Below are 15,997 nucleotides of genomic sequence, written 5' to 3'. Positions count from 1 at the left end.
GCGCACTATGGAAACCGTAAACGTATCTGAAGTACCCGAAGACGCACAGATCATTGATGTCCGCTCACAGATGGAGTGGAATGACGGCCATGCCACCGGCGCCATTCACATCCCCATGGAAGAGATTCCGTCCCGCTACGGCGAGCTGGATCTGGATTCCGACATTTACCTGATGTGCCGCTCCGGTGGACGTGCCGCTCAGGTTTCTTCCTGGTTGGAGAAGAACGGTATCGACACCATCGTCATCACCGGTGGCATGATCGACTGGGAGCACTTCGGCCGCCCGATGGAGAAGGCCAACTAAATCAACTACAACTGCCCTGCCTACCTGCAGGGCAGTTTTTCATTTATTTACCCACCCCAAAGCACCGACCTTCTAACAATCCGCAGGCAAACAGGGGCATTATTAGTTGGCCATGTCCCATTATTGATGGTTCCCCAGATTGTCTAGTATGGGAAGTATGTCTGATTCATCCGTACTTTCCTCGGCAGACTCCGCCGACGCCAGCGGTGGTGTGGCAGCCGACGTAGGCGCGAAGGTGCCTGCTGTCGACGCACAGAGCGGCACCAAGGCGAAGAAGGCTCGCAAGGGGGCGAAAGCCAAAAACAAGGCCAGTGCTAAGGCCAGAACTAAGTCCAAGTGCAAGCCCGGCTCCGCAAGCGAACCCGCCGTCGCACCGGCGGCCCTGCGCAAATCCGCGTCCTGGTGTCTGGCAAAGCTCGACGCGGCTGTCCGTACCAGTGTCAACGCGGCTCTTGGCCGCACTCAGATTGAGTCGATTTCCATCCGCGGGTATTGGGTTCTGGAGGCCATCGCCGATGGCGGCGACATGGCTCAAACCGAGCTGAGCGCACTGCTCGGCATGGATCGCTCTGACATGGTTCGCCTAATCGACTCTCTGGAGTCGGCAAATCTAGTCGAGCGCACCCGGGACTCCAAAGATCGTCGCCGCCAGCTCATCGCGCTGACAGAAACGGGCAACACCACCCGCGCATCTCTGCGACGCTCACTCCGCAGAGCCGAGCGCGCCGCCGTCTCCGAATGTGCACCCGAGGTACGCGCACTGCTTGCATCGCTTGCCGACGACTCCGCTGCAAGCCACGAAAATGACACCGGTACTCCGCTTTCTGACAATGCCGGCGCGAAGAATCCTGAGACCGCTACCCCAGAGGCCACGGCCACTGAGACAGACACCAAGGGCATGGCGGAGAATAAGACGCAGGCGACGTCGTCAAGCGATGCCCAGCGTCCTAAACGGAAGAAGTCGAAGAAGAAGAAAAAGCGCAAGAAGAATAAGAAGGGGGCTCTCAAGTGACAACCACTGAAGCGAAGTTCCTACGCACTACGGAACAGCCGCTTGAGCGCACACTCATTGACATTGTCCGGGCGACCGCGCGAAGGTTCCCTGAGGCTGAGGCCATCGATGACGGCGAGGTTGTCGTCACGTATGCGGAATTGATCAACGAGATTGATTCCACAGCTACGTGGCTCTACGAACAGGGCATCCGTCGCGGCGACCGCATTGGTGTGCGGATGCCGTCGGGAAGCCGCGAGCTCTACCTGGCAATTTTGTCCATTATGGCTGCCGGTGCCGCCTACGTTCCGGTGGATGCGGACGACCCCGACGAGCGTGCCGAAATGGTCTTCGGCGAGGCCGGTATCGCCGGTTACTTCGATGCTGAAGGCCTACATTTGGCTGGCTCCACGGCACGTAATCGCCCCCGCCCGCTGGACTCCGACGCCGACTCCGACGAGGAAGAGACGGAACCGACGCCGCCAAGCGCACGCGAGATTATCTCGCAGGAGCCCACTCCTGACGATGACTGCTGGATTATTTTCACCTCTGGCTCCACCGGTAAGCCCAAGGGCGTGGCGGTCACCCACCGCAGCGCCGCCGCTTTTGTCGATGCGGAGGCCCGATGGTTCTTGGCCAACCACCCGGAAGGGCCGCTCGGCCCGGACGACCGCGTTCTCGCCGGCCTGTCCGTCGCCTTCGACGCCTCCTGTGAGGAAATGTGGCTGGCCTGGCGAAATGGTGCCTGCCTGGTGCCGGCCCCGCGTTCGCTGGTGCGCTCCGGTGTGGACCTGGGCCCATGGCTGATTTCCCGCCACATCACCGCTGTTTCCACGGTGCCGACACTGGCCGGCCTGTGGCCCGCCGAGGCACTCGACAGCGTGCGCCTGCTCATCGTCGGCGGCGAGGCCTGCCCGCAAGAGCTGGTCGAGCGACTGTCCACCCCAGAACGCGAAATGTGGAACACCTACGGCCCCACTGAGGCCACCGTCGTGGCCTCCGGCATCGAGCTGAAGCCTGGCAAGCCCGTGACCATTGGTTTTCCTCTGGACGGCTGGGACCTCACCGTTATCGACGAGGAGGGCAACCCCGTCCTACCGGGCACCAAGGGCGAGCTGGTCATTGGCGGTGTGGGACTCGCACGATACCTGGATCCGGAGAAGGACGCCGAGAAGTACGCGCCGCTGCCAGCCCTGGGCTGGGAGCGCGCGTACCGCACCGGCGACCACGTCATCATGGATGAGGACGGACTGTACTTCACCGGCCGCGTCGACGATCAGGTGAAAATCGGCGGGCGCCGTATTGAGCTCGGCGAGGTCGAGGCGCACCTGGCTGCCCTCCCCGGCGCTACTCAGGCGACTGTCGTGGTGCAGAAGACCGGTGCTGGCGACTCCATCCTGGTCGGCTACGTCGGCGCCGGTGGCGACGCCGCAGCCATGGACTACGACAAGTGCATGGACACTCTCCGCGATGCCATGCCAGCCGCGATGGTGCCACGCCTGCACATCATGGATGAGCTGCCGGTACGCACCTCCGGCAAGGTCGACAAGGCGGCGTTGCCGTGGCCACTGCCTGCGCGTGCGGGGGAGGGCGACGTCGACAAGCTGAACCCTGTGGAGAAATGGCTGTCCGATATCTGGGCGGACGTGCTGTCCGTACCTGCGCCCGGCGCGGCCTCGGACTTCTTCGCCCTGGGCGGCACGTCGCTGGCGGCGGCGAGCGTCATCGCGCGTATTCGTCAGCGCGCCCCACAGGTCGCCGTGCGCGATCTCTACGACCACCCACGCCTGGGAAACCTCGCCGAGGAACTGGTCGCTCGCGGTTTCATCAGCGACGACATGCTTGCCGACGACGCCAGCGACCCCACCGCCCACCTGGAAAAGGTGCCCGAGCCGACGCCTGTCTCCCGCAAGACCCGTTGGGCGCAGGTCGGCCTCATGGTGCCGCTGCAGTGGGCACGTGGTATGCGCTGGGTAACGTGGCTTGCGATTATCAACTGGGTTATCGGCGGGCCGCTGGCACTACCAGGCTGGTTGGTGGCTGTACTGGCCGTGTTGTTCCTGACCCCGCTGGGGGTTATGCCCATCAACGCGGCGACGACACGCCTGCTCACGCGCAACATCGCCCCGGGTGATTACCCGCGTGGCGGCTCGGTGCATCTGTGCCTATGGGCGGCTGAACGCCTGGCAGAGAGCTCCGGCGCCCACTCAGTGGCGGGCGCTCCGTTCGTGCTGTGGTATGCCCGCATGCTGGGTGCCCGCATTGGTAAGGGCGTGAATCTGCACGCGCTGCCGCCGGTGACGGGTCTGGTCAAACTGGATGATTACTGCTCGATCGAGCCGGAGGTAGACCTGTCCGGATACTGGGTCGATGGTGATGTCGTCCACGTCGGCGAGGTCACTATTGGCAAGCACGCCCGCATCGGTGCCCGTTCAACGCTGCTGCCCGGCGCGCGTATCGGCAATGACGCTCACATCGAGGCGGGTTCCACCGTCACCGGTGAAAAAAAGGTCAAGGCTGGTGCGCGCTGGTCGGGTTCCCCGGCTCGCAAGGTCGGCCGGTCCAAGCACCGCTTCCCGGAGGAAGTCCCGCCGGCGCGTCGCCACTGGGTGGCTATCTACGGTCTTACCGCTGTCTTGCTGACGCTGGTGCCGCTGTCCGCTGCGGTCGCGATGGCTGCTGTCATCGGTTGGGGCACGGGACTTATCGACGGCACCACCGAGCTAACCACCTCGAATCTCTGGCCAACGCTGGGCAGCGCCGTGCTGTGGGCTATTCCCGCCACCTTCGTCGGTGTTGCGGTGTATGCCCTGCTGACGCTGATTCTCGTGCGCCTGTTCAGCATCGGCCTGAAGCCGGGAGTGTTCCCGGTGCGTTCGCGCGTGGGTTGGCAGTCCTGGGCGACAATTCGCCTGATGGATGCTGCTCGTCACGACCTGTTCTTCATCTACGCCTCCATGCTGACTCCACTGTGGCTGCGTGCACTGGGCGCCCAGATTGGTCACGACAGCGAGGTCTCCACCGCGATTGGTATTCCGAAGTTCTTGCACGTCAAGGACGAGTCCTTCTTGGCTGACGACACCATGGTCGGCAGCTACGAGCTCGGCGGCGGTTGGCTGCTGGTAGGCGACTCCCGCATCGGCAAGCGCGCCTTCCTGGGCAACTCCGGCATCACGCTTCCGGAACGCAAGCTGGCGAAGAACTCGCTGGTGGCCGTGCTGTCCTCTACTCCGAAGAAGACCAAGTCCGGTTCCAACTGGTGGGGTTCGCCACCAGAGCGCATGCGCCGTGTGGGAACCGTCTCCAGTGATGAGTCGGCGCAGACCTACCGTCCGACTACGGGGTTGAAGGTCGCCCGCAGCATTGTGGAGACGCTGCGTGTCCTGGCGCCGATGGTCTCTCTCATGCTGGCGACGATCACGCTGTTTAGCCTGCAGGGAATTGGTATGTTCACCGCGGAGCTGGTCACTGCAGGTGGCGTTGGCGCTGCCCTGCTCGGCCTGGTGGTCGCGTGGCTGCTCTCCCCTGCCGTGCTACTGATTATTGGTGCGCTGGGGCTGCTCATCACGGTCGTGGCCAAGTGGGTGTGCGTCGGCAAGCACAAGCCCGGTGACCACCCGCTGTGGAGTAAGTTCGTCTGGCTCAATGAGCTGCAGGATACGTTCGTCGAAATGGTCGCCGCGCCGTGGTATCTGAACCCGGCGATGGCCACCGGCGGTATCGCACGCGCGATGCGGCTGCTCGGCGCGAACGTTGGCCACGGCGTGTGGCTGGAGACGTACTGGCTGCCCGAGACCGACCTGATCACGATCGAGCGAGGTGCTTCTGTCGGCCGCGGTTGTGTCGTTCAGACGCACCTGTTCACCGACCGCGTGATGACGCTCGACACCGTCCACATCGGACACGGCTCCGTCCTGGGACCGCACTCAGTCGCACTGCCGGCATCTGTGCTTGACGACGGCTGCCGCGTCGAACCCGGTTCTCTCGTTATGCGCGGTGACCACGTTCCTGCGCATACCTCCTGGCGAGGTAACCCGATTGAGCCGGTAGTGGCAAAGAAGAAGTAGCCCGGCTTGTGTAGGGCTTTGTAGGAGCTTTGTTGGGGCCTTGTTGGGGCCTTGTTGGCACAACGGGCTGCAAATGTGAAACTGTGCAAGCTTATAGCACTTTCAAGCCATTTTTCGGGCAATTTTTGCTATAAACGCAGTCAGTAACTCACATTGGCCCGCTGCCGCCAGCCATAAACGCAGTCAGTTACTCGCATTGGGGCTAAGTAGGGCTAAGTAGCAAAAGGTGCCCACCCGGCGACACGCCGAGCGGACACACTTTTGCTACTTAACCCGCTATTTATTTTTCGGCTTTTTGGTTCCGGCTTACTCTGCTAGCTGCAAACGAGCCTGCTTCGCTGCGGCTACCAATACTTTCAGTGAAGCCGTAACCTCTTCCCAACCTCGGGTCTTCAGACCGCAGTCCGGATTGATCCACAGCAAGCTGGGGTCAACACTTTCGAGCGCATCTTCCACGAGCTGGCTGACTTCTCCGTCCGTCGGCACGCGAGGCGAGTGGATGTCCCAGACGCCTGGACCAATCCCACGAACGTATCCCTCATCCTTCAGCGCTGCGAGCACCTGCATGCCGTTGCGAGCTGCTTCGATGGACGTGACATCGGCGTTGAGTTCATCGACGGTGTCAATGAGCTCATTGAAGTCCGAGTAGCACATATGCGTGTGAATCTGAATCTCGTCAGCCACGCCAGAGGTAGCCAGGCGGAAGGACCCCACAGCCCACTTCAGGTAGGCGGACTGGTCCGCTTCATTCAGGGGCAACAACTCGCGAATGGCTGGCTCATCGACCTGCACAATCTGCGCTCCAGCGGCCACGAGATCTGCAATCTCATCGCGCAAAACCAGCGCAACATTATCCGCAGTGTCACCGATTGGCTGGTCATCACGGACAAACGACCATGCCAACATGGTCACTGGCCCAGTGAGCATTCCCTTGACGGGAAGGTCAGTCATGTTTGCCGCTGCCTTGTACCACTGCACCGTCATTGGCTCTGGCCTGGTGATATCACCGTAGAGGATCGGCGGCCGCACGCAGCGGGAACCATAGCTTTGGACCCAGCCATTGGCGGTCGCGAGGTAGCCGTCCAGCTGCTCCGAGAAGTACTGGACCATGTCGTTGCGCTCAGGTTCACCGTGAACCAGCACATCGAGCCCCAGTTCTTCCTGCTGTTCAATGGCAGATCGAATTTCAGCGAGCATTGACGACTCGTAGTCAGCTGGGGTGAGCTCTCCCGAGCGCAGCTGTGCACGTGCACGTCGAATGCTATTGGTCTGCGGGAAGGAACCGATTGTGGTGGTCGGCAGCGGAGGCAGGTTAAGGGTCTCAGCCTGAGCCGCCTGGCGAGCTGCAAACGGGGAACGGTTACGGTCGCTATCCTCGATTGCCGCCAAAGCTTCACGAACTTCAGGCTTAACAATCCGCTTCGATTCTGCCCTCGATGCCAGTGCTGCCCGGGACTCCCTCAACACCTTCAAATCCGCGGCATCGAGTTGGCGGTCATTCAACTTAGCATCAAGCGCCCTCGCCAAGAGTGTCACCTCGGCGATTTTCTCATCGCCGAAGGCCAGCCACTGCAGCACCTCGGCTTCTTCTTCGCTCGGGTTTTCCGAGGCCAGGGAGTACGGGACATGTAGCAGCGAACAGCTAGTCGACACCGCGATGGGGCCTCGAGCTGCCAGCTTCTCCAGCGTCGCCAGGGCTGCATCCAAGTCGGTGCGCCACACATTACGACCATCGACGATTCCCGCGACCAGCAGTTCCTTGCCAGTCCAATGCGGCAGCTCGGAGCTACCAGCTACCAGGTCGCAACCAATGGCCTGCACGCCTGTGCCAGAAAGGGTTTTCAGTGCCTGACCACCATCACCAAAGTAGGTCTGCACCCACAATTTGGCATTTGCAGACTCCGACACGCCAGCCAATTTCTCGTAGACCTGGCGAGTCCTAGCAAGTGTCACTTCGTCGAGGTCAGTGACCAATACCGGCTCATCGAGCTGAATCCACTCAAAGCCTTTCTCTCCCAGTTGAGCAATGACGTCAGCGTACGCATCGGTCAACTTTTCCAAAAGGCCAAGTGGGTTAGAACCATCGTCGGTACGCGACAGGCTCAAGTAGGTCACTGGACCAATCAAATGTGGACGCAACATGGTTGTGGCGCCATTGTTCAAGCTGCAGGAATCGTCCAACCAGTCAGTGAGGTCGATGGTGAATTCCGTATTGGCCGACAGTTCCGGAACGATGTAGTGGTAATTAGTGTCGAACCACTTGGTCATTGCGGATGCCGGCTGCGTCTTTGTACCGCGAGCGGTGGCGAAGTAGTGGTTAATCCATTCTGGCAGATTGGAACCGTCCGTTTTCGGGGCATCCTGGAAGCGGGCTGGAAGCACTCCAAGCAGCGCCGATGTATCCAGCATGGAGTCGTAGAACGAGCGCCCAATTGTCGGAACCGAGTCGATTCCCGCCTTCAGCGCCGCGCCGATGTAGCTATTGACAGTATTGCGCGCCGTCGCGGCCAGCAAGCCGCCGGTCGCCGGGTCGCGCCAGTAGTTTTCCAGAGCTCTTTTGAGCTCACGATTACGCCCTATCCGCGGAATGCCCGCGAGGGTTGCGTGAATTGCCATGATCTCGTGATTTCCTCGTCAGTCGTGATCAGCATCGGATATGAAATTGCACAACCGGCAGGCATTCGGACTTGTCATCACTGAAAAGATTGGTTATCAACGCGTCGGATAAACCAAAGTTCTGGCGGTGATGCTTACCGTTGCGGGACAGTTCCGGACTTGCACCGGGATTCCCCTGCATAACTCGAGGGCCTATTGCGCTAGGCTAAAAACACACCTTGCGCGGAAAACGTGCGATATGCAGCACTTTCCTTTATGAACTCCTTCGAGGCGGCTGTGGATGTGAAGTATATCGCAATATACAAATATCTCATTCACTTAGCCCCTCCCCAAGCCTTTGCTTTGAGCTCTCCTGCTGGGGCCAAAGTGATTAAGCTCGTAGTCATAAAGGCTATTTATCCCACCTTTTCAAGGAGTGACCTCGAGTGACACAGGCTTCCGAAACTTCCCTGAGGGGCGCCAAGATTCCGTTCGATGGTTCGGTCCAGTCAGGCATTGAACAGCCCGGCCAAGCGCATCTTCGCCTTGTCGCATTCGATTTGAAGGACGGCATCGACGCAGCAGATCTGAAGGAACTGTTCTCCTCGCTTACCGACGTTGCCCGCCGCCTCACCCAAGGCCAGGACATCGAGGGGTATCTGGAACCGGAAATGGTCGCAGCCACCGCAAACCTGACCATTACCGCGGGTTTCGGTGAGCGTATCTTCGACATCCTGGGCAAACCAGAGCGCAAGCCCGCTGGCCTGCACGATATCCCTGCTTTCCAACACGACATGCTTCGCCCGGAATGGAGCCAGTCGGACTTTGTGTTGCAGCTGTGCGGCGATGACCTCGTCACCGTTACCGCGGCGGCCAGATTGCTGGAAAAGAAAGCGGCTACATGGGCTACCGTGAAGTGGTTCCAGAAGGGCTTCTCCTACGCCTGGGGTTCGCAACCTTACGGCGCCACCCCACGCAACCCGCTGGGCCAGCTCGACGGCACCGTCAACCCTTCGACTCCAGAAGAATGGTCCGAGCAGGTGTGGATTGACTCAAAGGACAAGGCAATCAACAATTCCTGTGTCATGGTTGTTCGCCGCATCGCACTCGACCTGAACAACTGGGATGAACTCAGCACCGACGAACGCTCCATCGTTATCGGCCGTGACTTCCACACCGGCGCTCCTCTTTCCGGCGGCGAAAGCGAGTTCGATGAAGAGGACATGGACGCCATCGATGACAAGGGAGAGTACCTCATCCACCGCCAGTCTCACTTGGCACTGTCCCGTGAGCAGGACGGCCAGCCTGACGACGCCCTGCGTCGCCGCGCCTATGCATACGAAGACCAGCCCGGTGAGCCGGCCTTCCCGTTCCAAGGACCGAACGTCGGCCTGGTCTGGGTTGCATTCCAGAAGAACCCGGACAACCAGTTCAGCGCAATCCAGGCCCGCTTGGATCGCGGCGATCTGCTCAATGAGTGGAACCGCCACATCGGCTCCGCTGTGTACTGGATCGCCCCTGGCACCACCCCAGATTCCTACTGGGGCCAGGAGCTGATTGAGGGGTAGAGGGCTGCGGTCTGGCGGGCTACAGTCTGGCGGACTAAAAAGCTTACGGGCTGCAAATGTGAAACTGTGCGAGTTTATGACACTTTCGGGCAAAATTTCTGGCCGTTTTTGTCATAAACTCAGGCACTAACTCGCATCGCCCCGGCGCTGCCAGCCATAAGAAAACGCCCGCCGAGTGCCTGAGCACTCCTGCGGGCGTTACTACTAGACAAGAACTCTGTCAGTCACGAGCCACCGAACTAGTCACCAATCTGGTCGCGGCCACGCTTAACAATCTTCGGATCCGGAGTACCGACCAGCTCGTGGTCCTTCTCCGTGTACTCAAACTTGCTCAGCACGTAACGCATTGCGTTGATGCGGGCACGCTTCTTGTCGTTGGACTTAATGGTGATCCACGGGGACTCATCGGTATCCGTGTAACGGAACTGCTCTTCCTTCGCGCGGGTGTAGTCACCCCAACGATCCAGCGATGCGAGGTCCATCGGAGAGAGCTTCCACTGACGTACCGGGTCGACCTGGCGAATAGCGAAGCGAGTGCGCTGCTCTTTCTGGGTCACCGAGAACCACAGCTTGGTCAGCGAAATACCGGAGCCCAAAATCATGTTCTCCAGCATCGGAACCTCACGCAGGAACTCTGCGTGCTGCGACTCAGTACAGAAACCCATCACGCGCTCAACGCCCGAACGGTTGTACCAAGAACGGTCGAAGAAGACGATCTCGCCAGCGCACGGAAAGTGCTCAATGTAGCGCTGGAAGTACCACGAGGTGGACTCACGCGGCGACGGCTTTTCCAGAGCCACGGTACGAGCACCACGCGGATTCAGGTGCTCGTTAAAGCGCTTAATGGTACCGCCCTTACCAGCGGCGTCACGGCCTTCGAAGAGGATGATGTGCTTCTGACCAGTTTCCTTGGTCCAGTTCTGCCACTTCAGAAGCTCAATCTGCAGCTTCCTCTTAATAGACTCGTATTCCTTGCGCGTCATGCGCTCCTCGTACGGGTAGCCATCGCGCCAGGTATCAACCCGCTCACCGTCTGGAGTGACCAGTACCGGATCGTCCTCATCAGAATCATCGACGACGTAACCTTCGGTCTTCGCCAAATCGACGATGTGGAATTCCTCTTCATTCTTGTCAGCCATACCCTTTATCCTACTGAATTTCTCTGCCACACGTCCCCCATGCGGGTGCCCTTACCTGCAATTTCCCAGCAGTTAACGTTCCGTCTTACCGAAACTGAGGGGTGGGACTGCACGCAGCGACCGTCGATAAGCACTGCGCGTACAATAAATGCCATGTTGTTATCCGAGGCTCTTGCCGCACGATCCGAGGTCTCTGACCGTCTCGCTGAAATTAATCGCCGTCTCTCGCTGGTTGCTCAGGTGCAGGAAGGCGATACGCCTGATGAAGATCCGCAAGCACTTATCGCCGAAGCCGAGCGTCTGATGACACGCTTCGAATGGCTGGTGCGCTCGATTAACGCAACGAATTCCGCTACTGCCTTCGAGGACGGAACGCTTAGCGACGCACTTGCGAAGCGCGACCACCTGCTAACACGGCGGCGGTTCTACACCTCCGCAGCCGATCAGGGCTCTGGGCGGCGGGATCGATACTCAGCTTCGGAGATTCGCTATGTCGCCACCGTGGATATCCGGTCGCTGCGCCAGAAAGCCGACAAGGCAGCGAAGGAATACCGGGACTTGGATACCCGTATTCAGCAGGCGAACTGGTCGACGGAGCTTATAGAGGCCGAGAATAAGCCGGCCGAGTAGCTAAGCAGCAAGGGCCGTTAGTGAAACTGGCAGAGCGGAAATTGCGGAATAACCAGTAAGACTCGTTAGCGGGATTTGTAGAATCTAAAAAGTCGGTAGTTGCATCCAGATTGTCGGCGAGCGCGACGGCCCGTCTCTGGCCTTAAAGAGGCACCAAGGATCTCACCTCTGTACTGAGGCAACAGGATGAATAACAGACAGTCCTCGGCATTGCGTACATGGGTACAGATCATCGGTTATTTTTCACTACCAAGCGCTGAGGCGTCTGATGCAACGAGGGTGGGTTCGGGGACTTAAAACTTTCGTCAAATTACACAGAAAAAGCGCCGCTGAGGGACAACCCTCAGCGGCGCTTTTTAGGCTAACTCAAGCAGTTAGAACCTGGGTGCCAGCTGAAAAGTTCAGGCTCGGCTGCAGCTACCAGCTACAGCCATGCCTTAAGCCCATGGCCTTCGTTTAGAAGCCCATGCCACCCATCTCGTCGCCACCCGGCATTGCCGGCATAGCCGGTTCCGGCTTGTCAGCAACAACAGCCTCGGTGGTCAGGAACAGAGCCGCAATGGAAGCGGCATTCTGCAGTGCGGAGCGGGTAACCTTCACCGGGTCGTTGATACCAGCTTCCATCAGGTCGATGTACTCGCCGGTAGCAGCGTTCAGGCCCTCACCCTGCGGCAGGGAAGCAACCTTCTCGGTAACGACGCCCGCCTCGAAACCAGCGTTCAAAGCAATCTGGCGCAGCGGTGCTGCGAGGGCCGCACGCACGATGCGGACACCGGTTGCCTCGTCGCCGGTCAGACCCAGCTCGTCGTCAAGCACGTGCGAGACCTGCAGCAGTGCGGAACCGCCACCAGCGACGATGCCCTCTTCCACAGCAGCCTTTGCGTTGCGGACGGCATCCTCAATGCGGTGCTTGCGCTCCTTGAGCTCGACCTCAGTTGCGGCACCAGCCTTGATGACTGCAACACCGCCGGCGAGCTTAGCCAGGCGCTCCTGCAGCTTCTCCTTGTCGTAGTCGGAGTCGGAGTTCTCGATCTCAGCGCGGATCTGATTGACGCGGCCCTCGATAGCGGACTGCTCGCCAGCGCCCTCGACGATAGTGGTCTCGTCCTTGGTGACGACAACCTTGCGAGCGCGACCCAGCAGCGGCAGGTCAGCGGTCTCGAGCGACAGGCCGACCTCCTCAGAGATGACCTGGCCATCAGTCAGGATAGCCATGTCCTGCAGCATTGCCTTACGACGGTCACCGAAGCCCGGAGCCTTGACAGCGACAGACTTGAAGGTGCCGCGGATCTTGTTGACGACCAGGGTGGACAGAGCCTCGCCCTCGACATCCTCAGCAATGATCAGCAGCGGCTTGCCGGACTGCATGACCTTCTCCAGCAGCGGCAGCAGATCCTTGATGTTGGAAATCTTGCCGGAAACCAGGAGGATGTACGGATCCTCCAGAACGGCCTCCTGGCGCTCCATGTCGGTGGCGAAGTAACCGGAGATGTAGCCCTTGTCGAAGCGCATACCCTCGGTCAGCTCCAGGTCGAGACCAAAGGTGTTGGCCTCTTCCACGGTAATGACACCTTCCTTGCCGACCTTGTCCATGGCGGTGGCAATCAGCTCACCGATAGCCGGGTCAGCAGCGGAGATACCAGCGGTAGCAGCAATCTGCTCCTTGGTCTCGATGTCCTTAGCGGACTCCAGGAGCTTCTCGGTAACAGCCGTGACAGCCTTCTCGATGCCGCGCTTGATGCCCATCGGGTTGGAGCCAGCAGCAACATTGCGCAGACCCTCGGAAACCAAAGCCTGAGCCAGAACGGTAGCGGTAGTGGTACCGTCACCAGCGACATCGTCGGTCTTCTTGGCAACTTCCTTGACCAGCTCAGCGCCGATCTTCTCGTAAGGATCCTCAAGTTCGATTTCACGTGCAATGGAGACACCGTCGTTGGTGATCAGCGGTGCGCCCCACTTGCGCTCGAGGACTACGTTGCGACCCTTCGGGCCCAGCGTAACCTTGACAGCGTCTGCCAGGGTGTTCAGACCCGTTTCGAGACCGCGGCGGGCCTCCTCGTCAAATGCAATCATCTTAGCCATGAGGTTTGAAGAATCCTCCGTCTATTTATGTGGCACTTACATTGGAAGTTGACCCAGGCGCCCGCGACGGCATGTGATTCGAGGGAAGCGCCGCCCTCTCCATCACCGGAGTCAACACTGTACTTTTTAACGACTTTCCAACACTTGTTTCAGCGTGCGCTGCAGTATGTGCTGCAGTTTGCTGCAACTCGCATACAACACACACATACACAAGGTGTGAAGTTGTTTTTATTAGCACTCAATTGGAGCAAGTGCTAATTCACTTTTTTAGCACTCAACCCCCTAGAGTGCAAGGTTAAGCGCCGTAACTCTCAACGTCGATGCCACTGCCAACGTCATCATGGTTGTGCGCCTACACTGTCGCACATGAGCATTATTAATAAGGAACTCACGGACGCCCTGCGAGACCACATCTCCAGCCAACGCGAGACCATCCGCACCCAGCTGACCGAGCTGGTGGCTTTCCCCTCCGTACACGGCACCGAAGAAACCAAACAGGCTTGCATTGACGCAGCTCAGACGGTTACCGAGATGTACGCAGAGCTGGGCATCGAACTGAAGGCGCACCACACCGTCGACGGCTCGATTGCACTGTCGGGTTTCGTCCCCGGGTCGTCGGAAAGCGCGAAGACCGTACTGCTCTACTCCCATTACGACGTCCAGCCGGCGGGCGACGAGTCCGCTTGGACCGCAGATCCGTGGACGCTCGACGAGCGCGACGGTCGCTGGTACGGCCGCGGTACTGCCGACTGCAAGGGCAACGTGGTCATGCATCTAGCTGCGCTGCGCGCGCTGCGTGACGACGCGCTTGCAGGCCGCGTCGACATGCCAAACATCAAGCTCATCGTGGAAGGTTCCGAGGAGCGCGGATCGGCGGGCCTGAACAACCTCATCGCCACGCAGCCGGAGCTTTTCGACGCCGACGTTATCCTCATTGCGGATGTCGGCAATGCCGAGGTTGGCCAACCGACACTCGTAACCACTCTGCGCGGCACCGCCGATGTGGAAGTTCGCGTCGATGCGCTTGAACAGCCTGTTCACTCGGGCATGTTCGGCGGCGCGGCTCCGGATGCACTCGCGGCGCTGATTCGTATGCTCGACAGCCTGCGCGATGAAAATGGCTTTACCTCTATTGACGGCTTGGACTGCTCGCAGCACTGGGAGGGCCTGGATTACGCGCCAGAAACTTTCCGTGCCGATGCGGGTGTGCTTGACGGCGTAGACCTGATTAGCAACGAGGACACTTCCGTCTCCGACCTGACCTGGGCTCGTCCGTCTGTGATTGTGACCGGAATCGATTGTCCACCAGCGACCAATGCTGTCAATGCAATCTCATCGACCGCTATGGCGCACATCAACTTCCGCATCCCAGGCGGCGTCGACCCGGCCGAAGCACAGGACGCACTGGAGAATCACCTGCGCGCACATGCTCCGTGGGGCGTGAAGGTGACGGTTGAGCGCGACGAGTTGGCGAACCCATTCCGGGCCAATGTTGAGGGCAAAGTTGTGCAACTGGTTGCCGACAGCCTGTCGGCCGCCTACGGCAAGGAAACCGCAAGCATGGGCGAGGGCGCCTCGATCCCTCTGTGCGCCACTTTGTTGGAGGCCGTACCAGGTGCTGACATCGCGCTCTACGGCGTGGAAGAGCCACAGGCCCGCATTCACTCGGCCGACGAGTCGGTGGACCCGAACGAGATTCGCGACATCGCTATTGGCGAGGCAGTTTTCTTGGCTTCCGTCAACGGAATTTAAGTCAAAGCCAAAAATATTGGCTGAATGACTTGTGTCACATCTTTTTTCTGTAGTAAGGTTCGACCCATGCAGCAGAACATTCTTATTCGAGTAGCGAAGGCTACGAACCCCGGTGGAGGCCGACAGGACTGACCCCTCCACGCGGGGTCTCTGGCCGCAACTTCTCGAAGCACTTGGTTGGTCCGCCACTCACAGCAAAGCAATTAAGCAAAGGACCAGAAAAGAATGTTTTCCACTCGCACCCAGAAGAATATGTCCACTTCGACGACCTTCACGGGCAAGCGCCCTTCGTTGGAGCACCAGGACAATGGCAATGTGCGAACTTATTCCGACGATCCGTTTAGGGCTCGCTTCGGACATCGCCTGCCTCGTGGCTTGAGGCAGGAAGCCCGTGGCATGAACTGGCAGAAGTTCAAGGACACTTACTCCCCCACTAACGGCCCAGTCCAAATCAAGAATTTCGAGGCAACCCGTGGCACCCTGGGCCGCTGGAACTTCAACGCTGATTTGTCGCTGACCGACAAGGACGGCCACACTCGCACTTTCACCCAGGAAATCACCGCTATGGGGCCGGTGTCGGCTTGCACCAACTTGCTGGCTGATGCAGGTTACCGCGTTGAAATCGTGGAATTCCACCAGTTCGAGATTTTCGAAGCTACGGCTACCTTTGTCTACGCAGGCCACAACAATGACCATGTGTGGACCATGGGCTTTGGCCAGACTCCGGAGGCTTCTGTGCTCTCCGCTTTGGTCTGTGCTGCTAACCGCCTGCATGGCTAATGCGCAGGTGACATTCGAGTAGCGCACGAGTAAGAAGTGCACCGATTTTGGGGCTTGGCAGTCGATTGCCAAGCCCCAAAAAATACCCA

General features: G+C 59.4%; 10 protein-coding genes and 1 riboswitch. Of the genes, 7 read left to right on the top strand and 3 right to left on the bottom strand.

Annotation, left to right across the window (positions count from 1 at the left end; genetic code table 11):
* Nucleotides 1-7 precede the first annotated feature (7 nt).
* From I6J19_RS04215 to I6J19_RS04205, 3 genes are all read left to right on the top strand, one after another.
* Nucleotides 8-304 carry a rhodanese-like domain-containing protein gene (locus I6J19_RS04215; protein WP_038626665.1) on the top strand — a complete coding sequence of 99 codons (297 nt, stop codon included), beginning with the start codon at nucleotides 8-10 and terminating at the stop codon, nucleotides 302-304.
* Between the two features lie 157 nt (nucleotides 305-461).
* Complete coding sequence (locus I6J19_RS04210; protein ID WP_038626667.1) at nucleotides 462-1,316, top strand: MarR family winged helix-turn-helix transcriptional regulator; 855 nt, start codon at nucleotides 462-464, stop codon at nucleotides 1,314-1,316.
* Complete coding sequence (locus I6J19_RS04205) at nucleotides 1,313-5,362, top strand: Pls/PosA family non-ribosomal peptide synthetase (protein WP_038626669.1); 4,050 nt, start codon at nucleotides 1,313-1,315, stop codon at nucleotides 5,360-5,362. The genes I6J19_RS04210 and I6J19_RS04205 overlap by 4 nt, the downstream gene beginning before the upstream one ends.
* Nucleotides 5,363-5,668: 306 nt before the next feature.
* Here I6J19_RS04205 and metE read toward each other — a convergent pair whose 3' ends face one another.
* On the bottom strand, nucleotides 5,669-7,978 hold the full coding sequence (gene metE, locus I6J19_RS04200; RefSeq protein ID WP_038626671.1) for a 5-methyltetrahydropteroyltriglutamate--homocysteine S-methyltransferase: 2,310 nt from the start codon (nucleotides 7,976-7,978) through the stop codon (nucleotides 5,669-5,671).
* A gap of 39 nt (nucleotides 7,979-8,017) precedes the next feature.
* Nucleotides 8,018-8,189, bottom strand: a riboswitch (cobalamin riboswitch).
* A gap of 214 nt (nucleotides 8,190-8,403) precedes the next feature.
* Here metE and I6J19_RS04195 point away from each other — a divergent pair.
* A complete protein-coding gene (locus I6J19_RS04195; RefSeq protein ID WP_038626673.1) occupies nucleotides 8,404-9,525 on the top strand; it encodes a Dyp-type peroxidase in 1,122 nt (373 codons plus the stop codon).
* Nucleotides 9,526-9,764: 239 nt separating this feature from the next.
* Here the strand turns inward: I6J19_RS04195 and ppk2 are convergent, their stop codons facing one another.
* A complete protein-coding gene (gene ppk2 / locus I6J19_RS04190; protein WP_005510168.1) occupies nucleotides 9,765-10,664 on the bottom strand; it encodes a polyphosphate kinase 2 in 900 nt (299 codons plus the stop codon).
* A 153-nt stretch (nucleotides 10,665-10,817) separates the two neighbouring features.
* On the opposite strand from ppk2, the gene I6J19_RS04185 reads away from it, so the two are divergent.
* A complete protein-coding gene (locus I6J19_RS04185; protein ID WP_038626675.1) occupies nucleotides 10,818-11,294 on the top strand; it encodes a DIP1984 family protein in 477 nt (158 codons plus the stop codon).
* Between the two features lie 456 nt (nucleotides 11,295-11,750).
* Here the strand turns inward: I6J19_RS04185 and groL are convergent, their stop codons facing one another.
* Nucleotides 11,751-13,376 (bottom strand): chaperonin GroEL, encoded by a 1,626-nt coding sequence (groL, locus tag I6J19_RS04180; protein WP_038626677.1) that lies wholly within the window; start codon nucleotides 13,374-13,376, stop codon nucleotides 11,751-11,753.
* Nucleotides 13,377-13,742: 366 nt separating this feature from the next.
* Between groL and I6J19_RS04175 the strand changes: the two genes are divergently transcribed.
* Together I6J19_RS04175 and I6J19_RS04170 are read left to right on the top strand one after the other, a co-directional pair.
* Complete coding sequence (locus I6J19_RS04175) at nucleotides 13,743-15,128, top strand: dipeptidase (RefSeq protein WP_038626679.1); 1,386 nt, start codon at nucleotides 13,743-13,745, stop codon at nucleotides 15,126-15,128.
* 225 nt (nucleotides 15,129-15,353) lie between these two features.
* Entirely contained in the window at nucleotides 15,354-15,908 is a 555-nt protein-coding gene (locus I6J19_RS04170) for a 2-isopropylmalate synthase (RefSeq protein WP_038626681.1), read from the top strand.
* The last annotated feature ends 89 nt before the right edge of the window (nucleotides 15,909-15,997 follow it).

The sequence above is a fragment of the Corynebacterium amycolatum genome (assembly GCF_016889425.1).
Taxonomy (GTDB): Bacteria; Actinomycetota; Actinomycetes; order Mycobacteriales; family Mycobacteriaceae; genus Corynebacterium; species Corynebacterium amycolatum.
The sequence above is the reverse complement of the archived record's forward strand: the minus strand, read 5'-3'. Positions and strand labels throughout refer to the sequence as shown.

What these genes read in the sequence shown, in the direction of transcription:
- I6J19_RS04175 (WP_038626679.1), top strand. Translation starts at nt 13,743, where the DNA reads ATGAGCATTATTAATAAGGAACTCACGGACGCCCTGCGAGACCACATC.
- groL (WP_038626677.1), bottom strand. Translation starts at nt 13,376, where the DNA reads ATGGCTAAGATGATTGCATTTGACGAGGAGGCCCGCCGCGGTCTCGAA.
- I6J19_RS04210 (WP_038626667.1), top strand. Translation starts at nt 462, where the DNA reads ATGTCTGATTCATCCGTACTTTCCTCGGCAGACTCCGCCGACGCCAGC.
- metE (WP_038626671.1), bottom strand. Translation starts at nt 7,978, where the DNA reads ATGGCAATTCACGCAACCCTCGCGGGCATTCCGCGGATAGGGCGTAAT.
- ppk2 (WP_005510168.1), bottom strand. Translation starts at nt 10,664, where the DNA reads ATGGCTGACAAGAATGAAGAGGAATTCCACATCGTCGATTTGGCGAAG.
- I6J19_RS04170 (WP_038626681.1), top strand. Translation starts at nt 15,354, where the DNA reads ATGTTTTCCACTCGCACCCAGAAGAATATGTCCACTTCGACGACCTTC.
- I6J19_RS04215 (WP_038626665.1), top strand. Translation starts at nt 8, where the DNA reads ATGGAAACCGTAAACGTATCTGAAGTACCCGAAGACGCACAGATCATT.
- I6J19_RS04185 (WP_038626675.1), top strand. Translation starts at nt 10,818, where the DNA reads ATGTTGTTATCCGAGGCTCTTGCCGCACGATCCGAGGTCTCTGACCGT.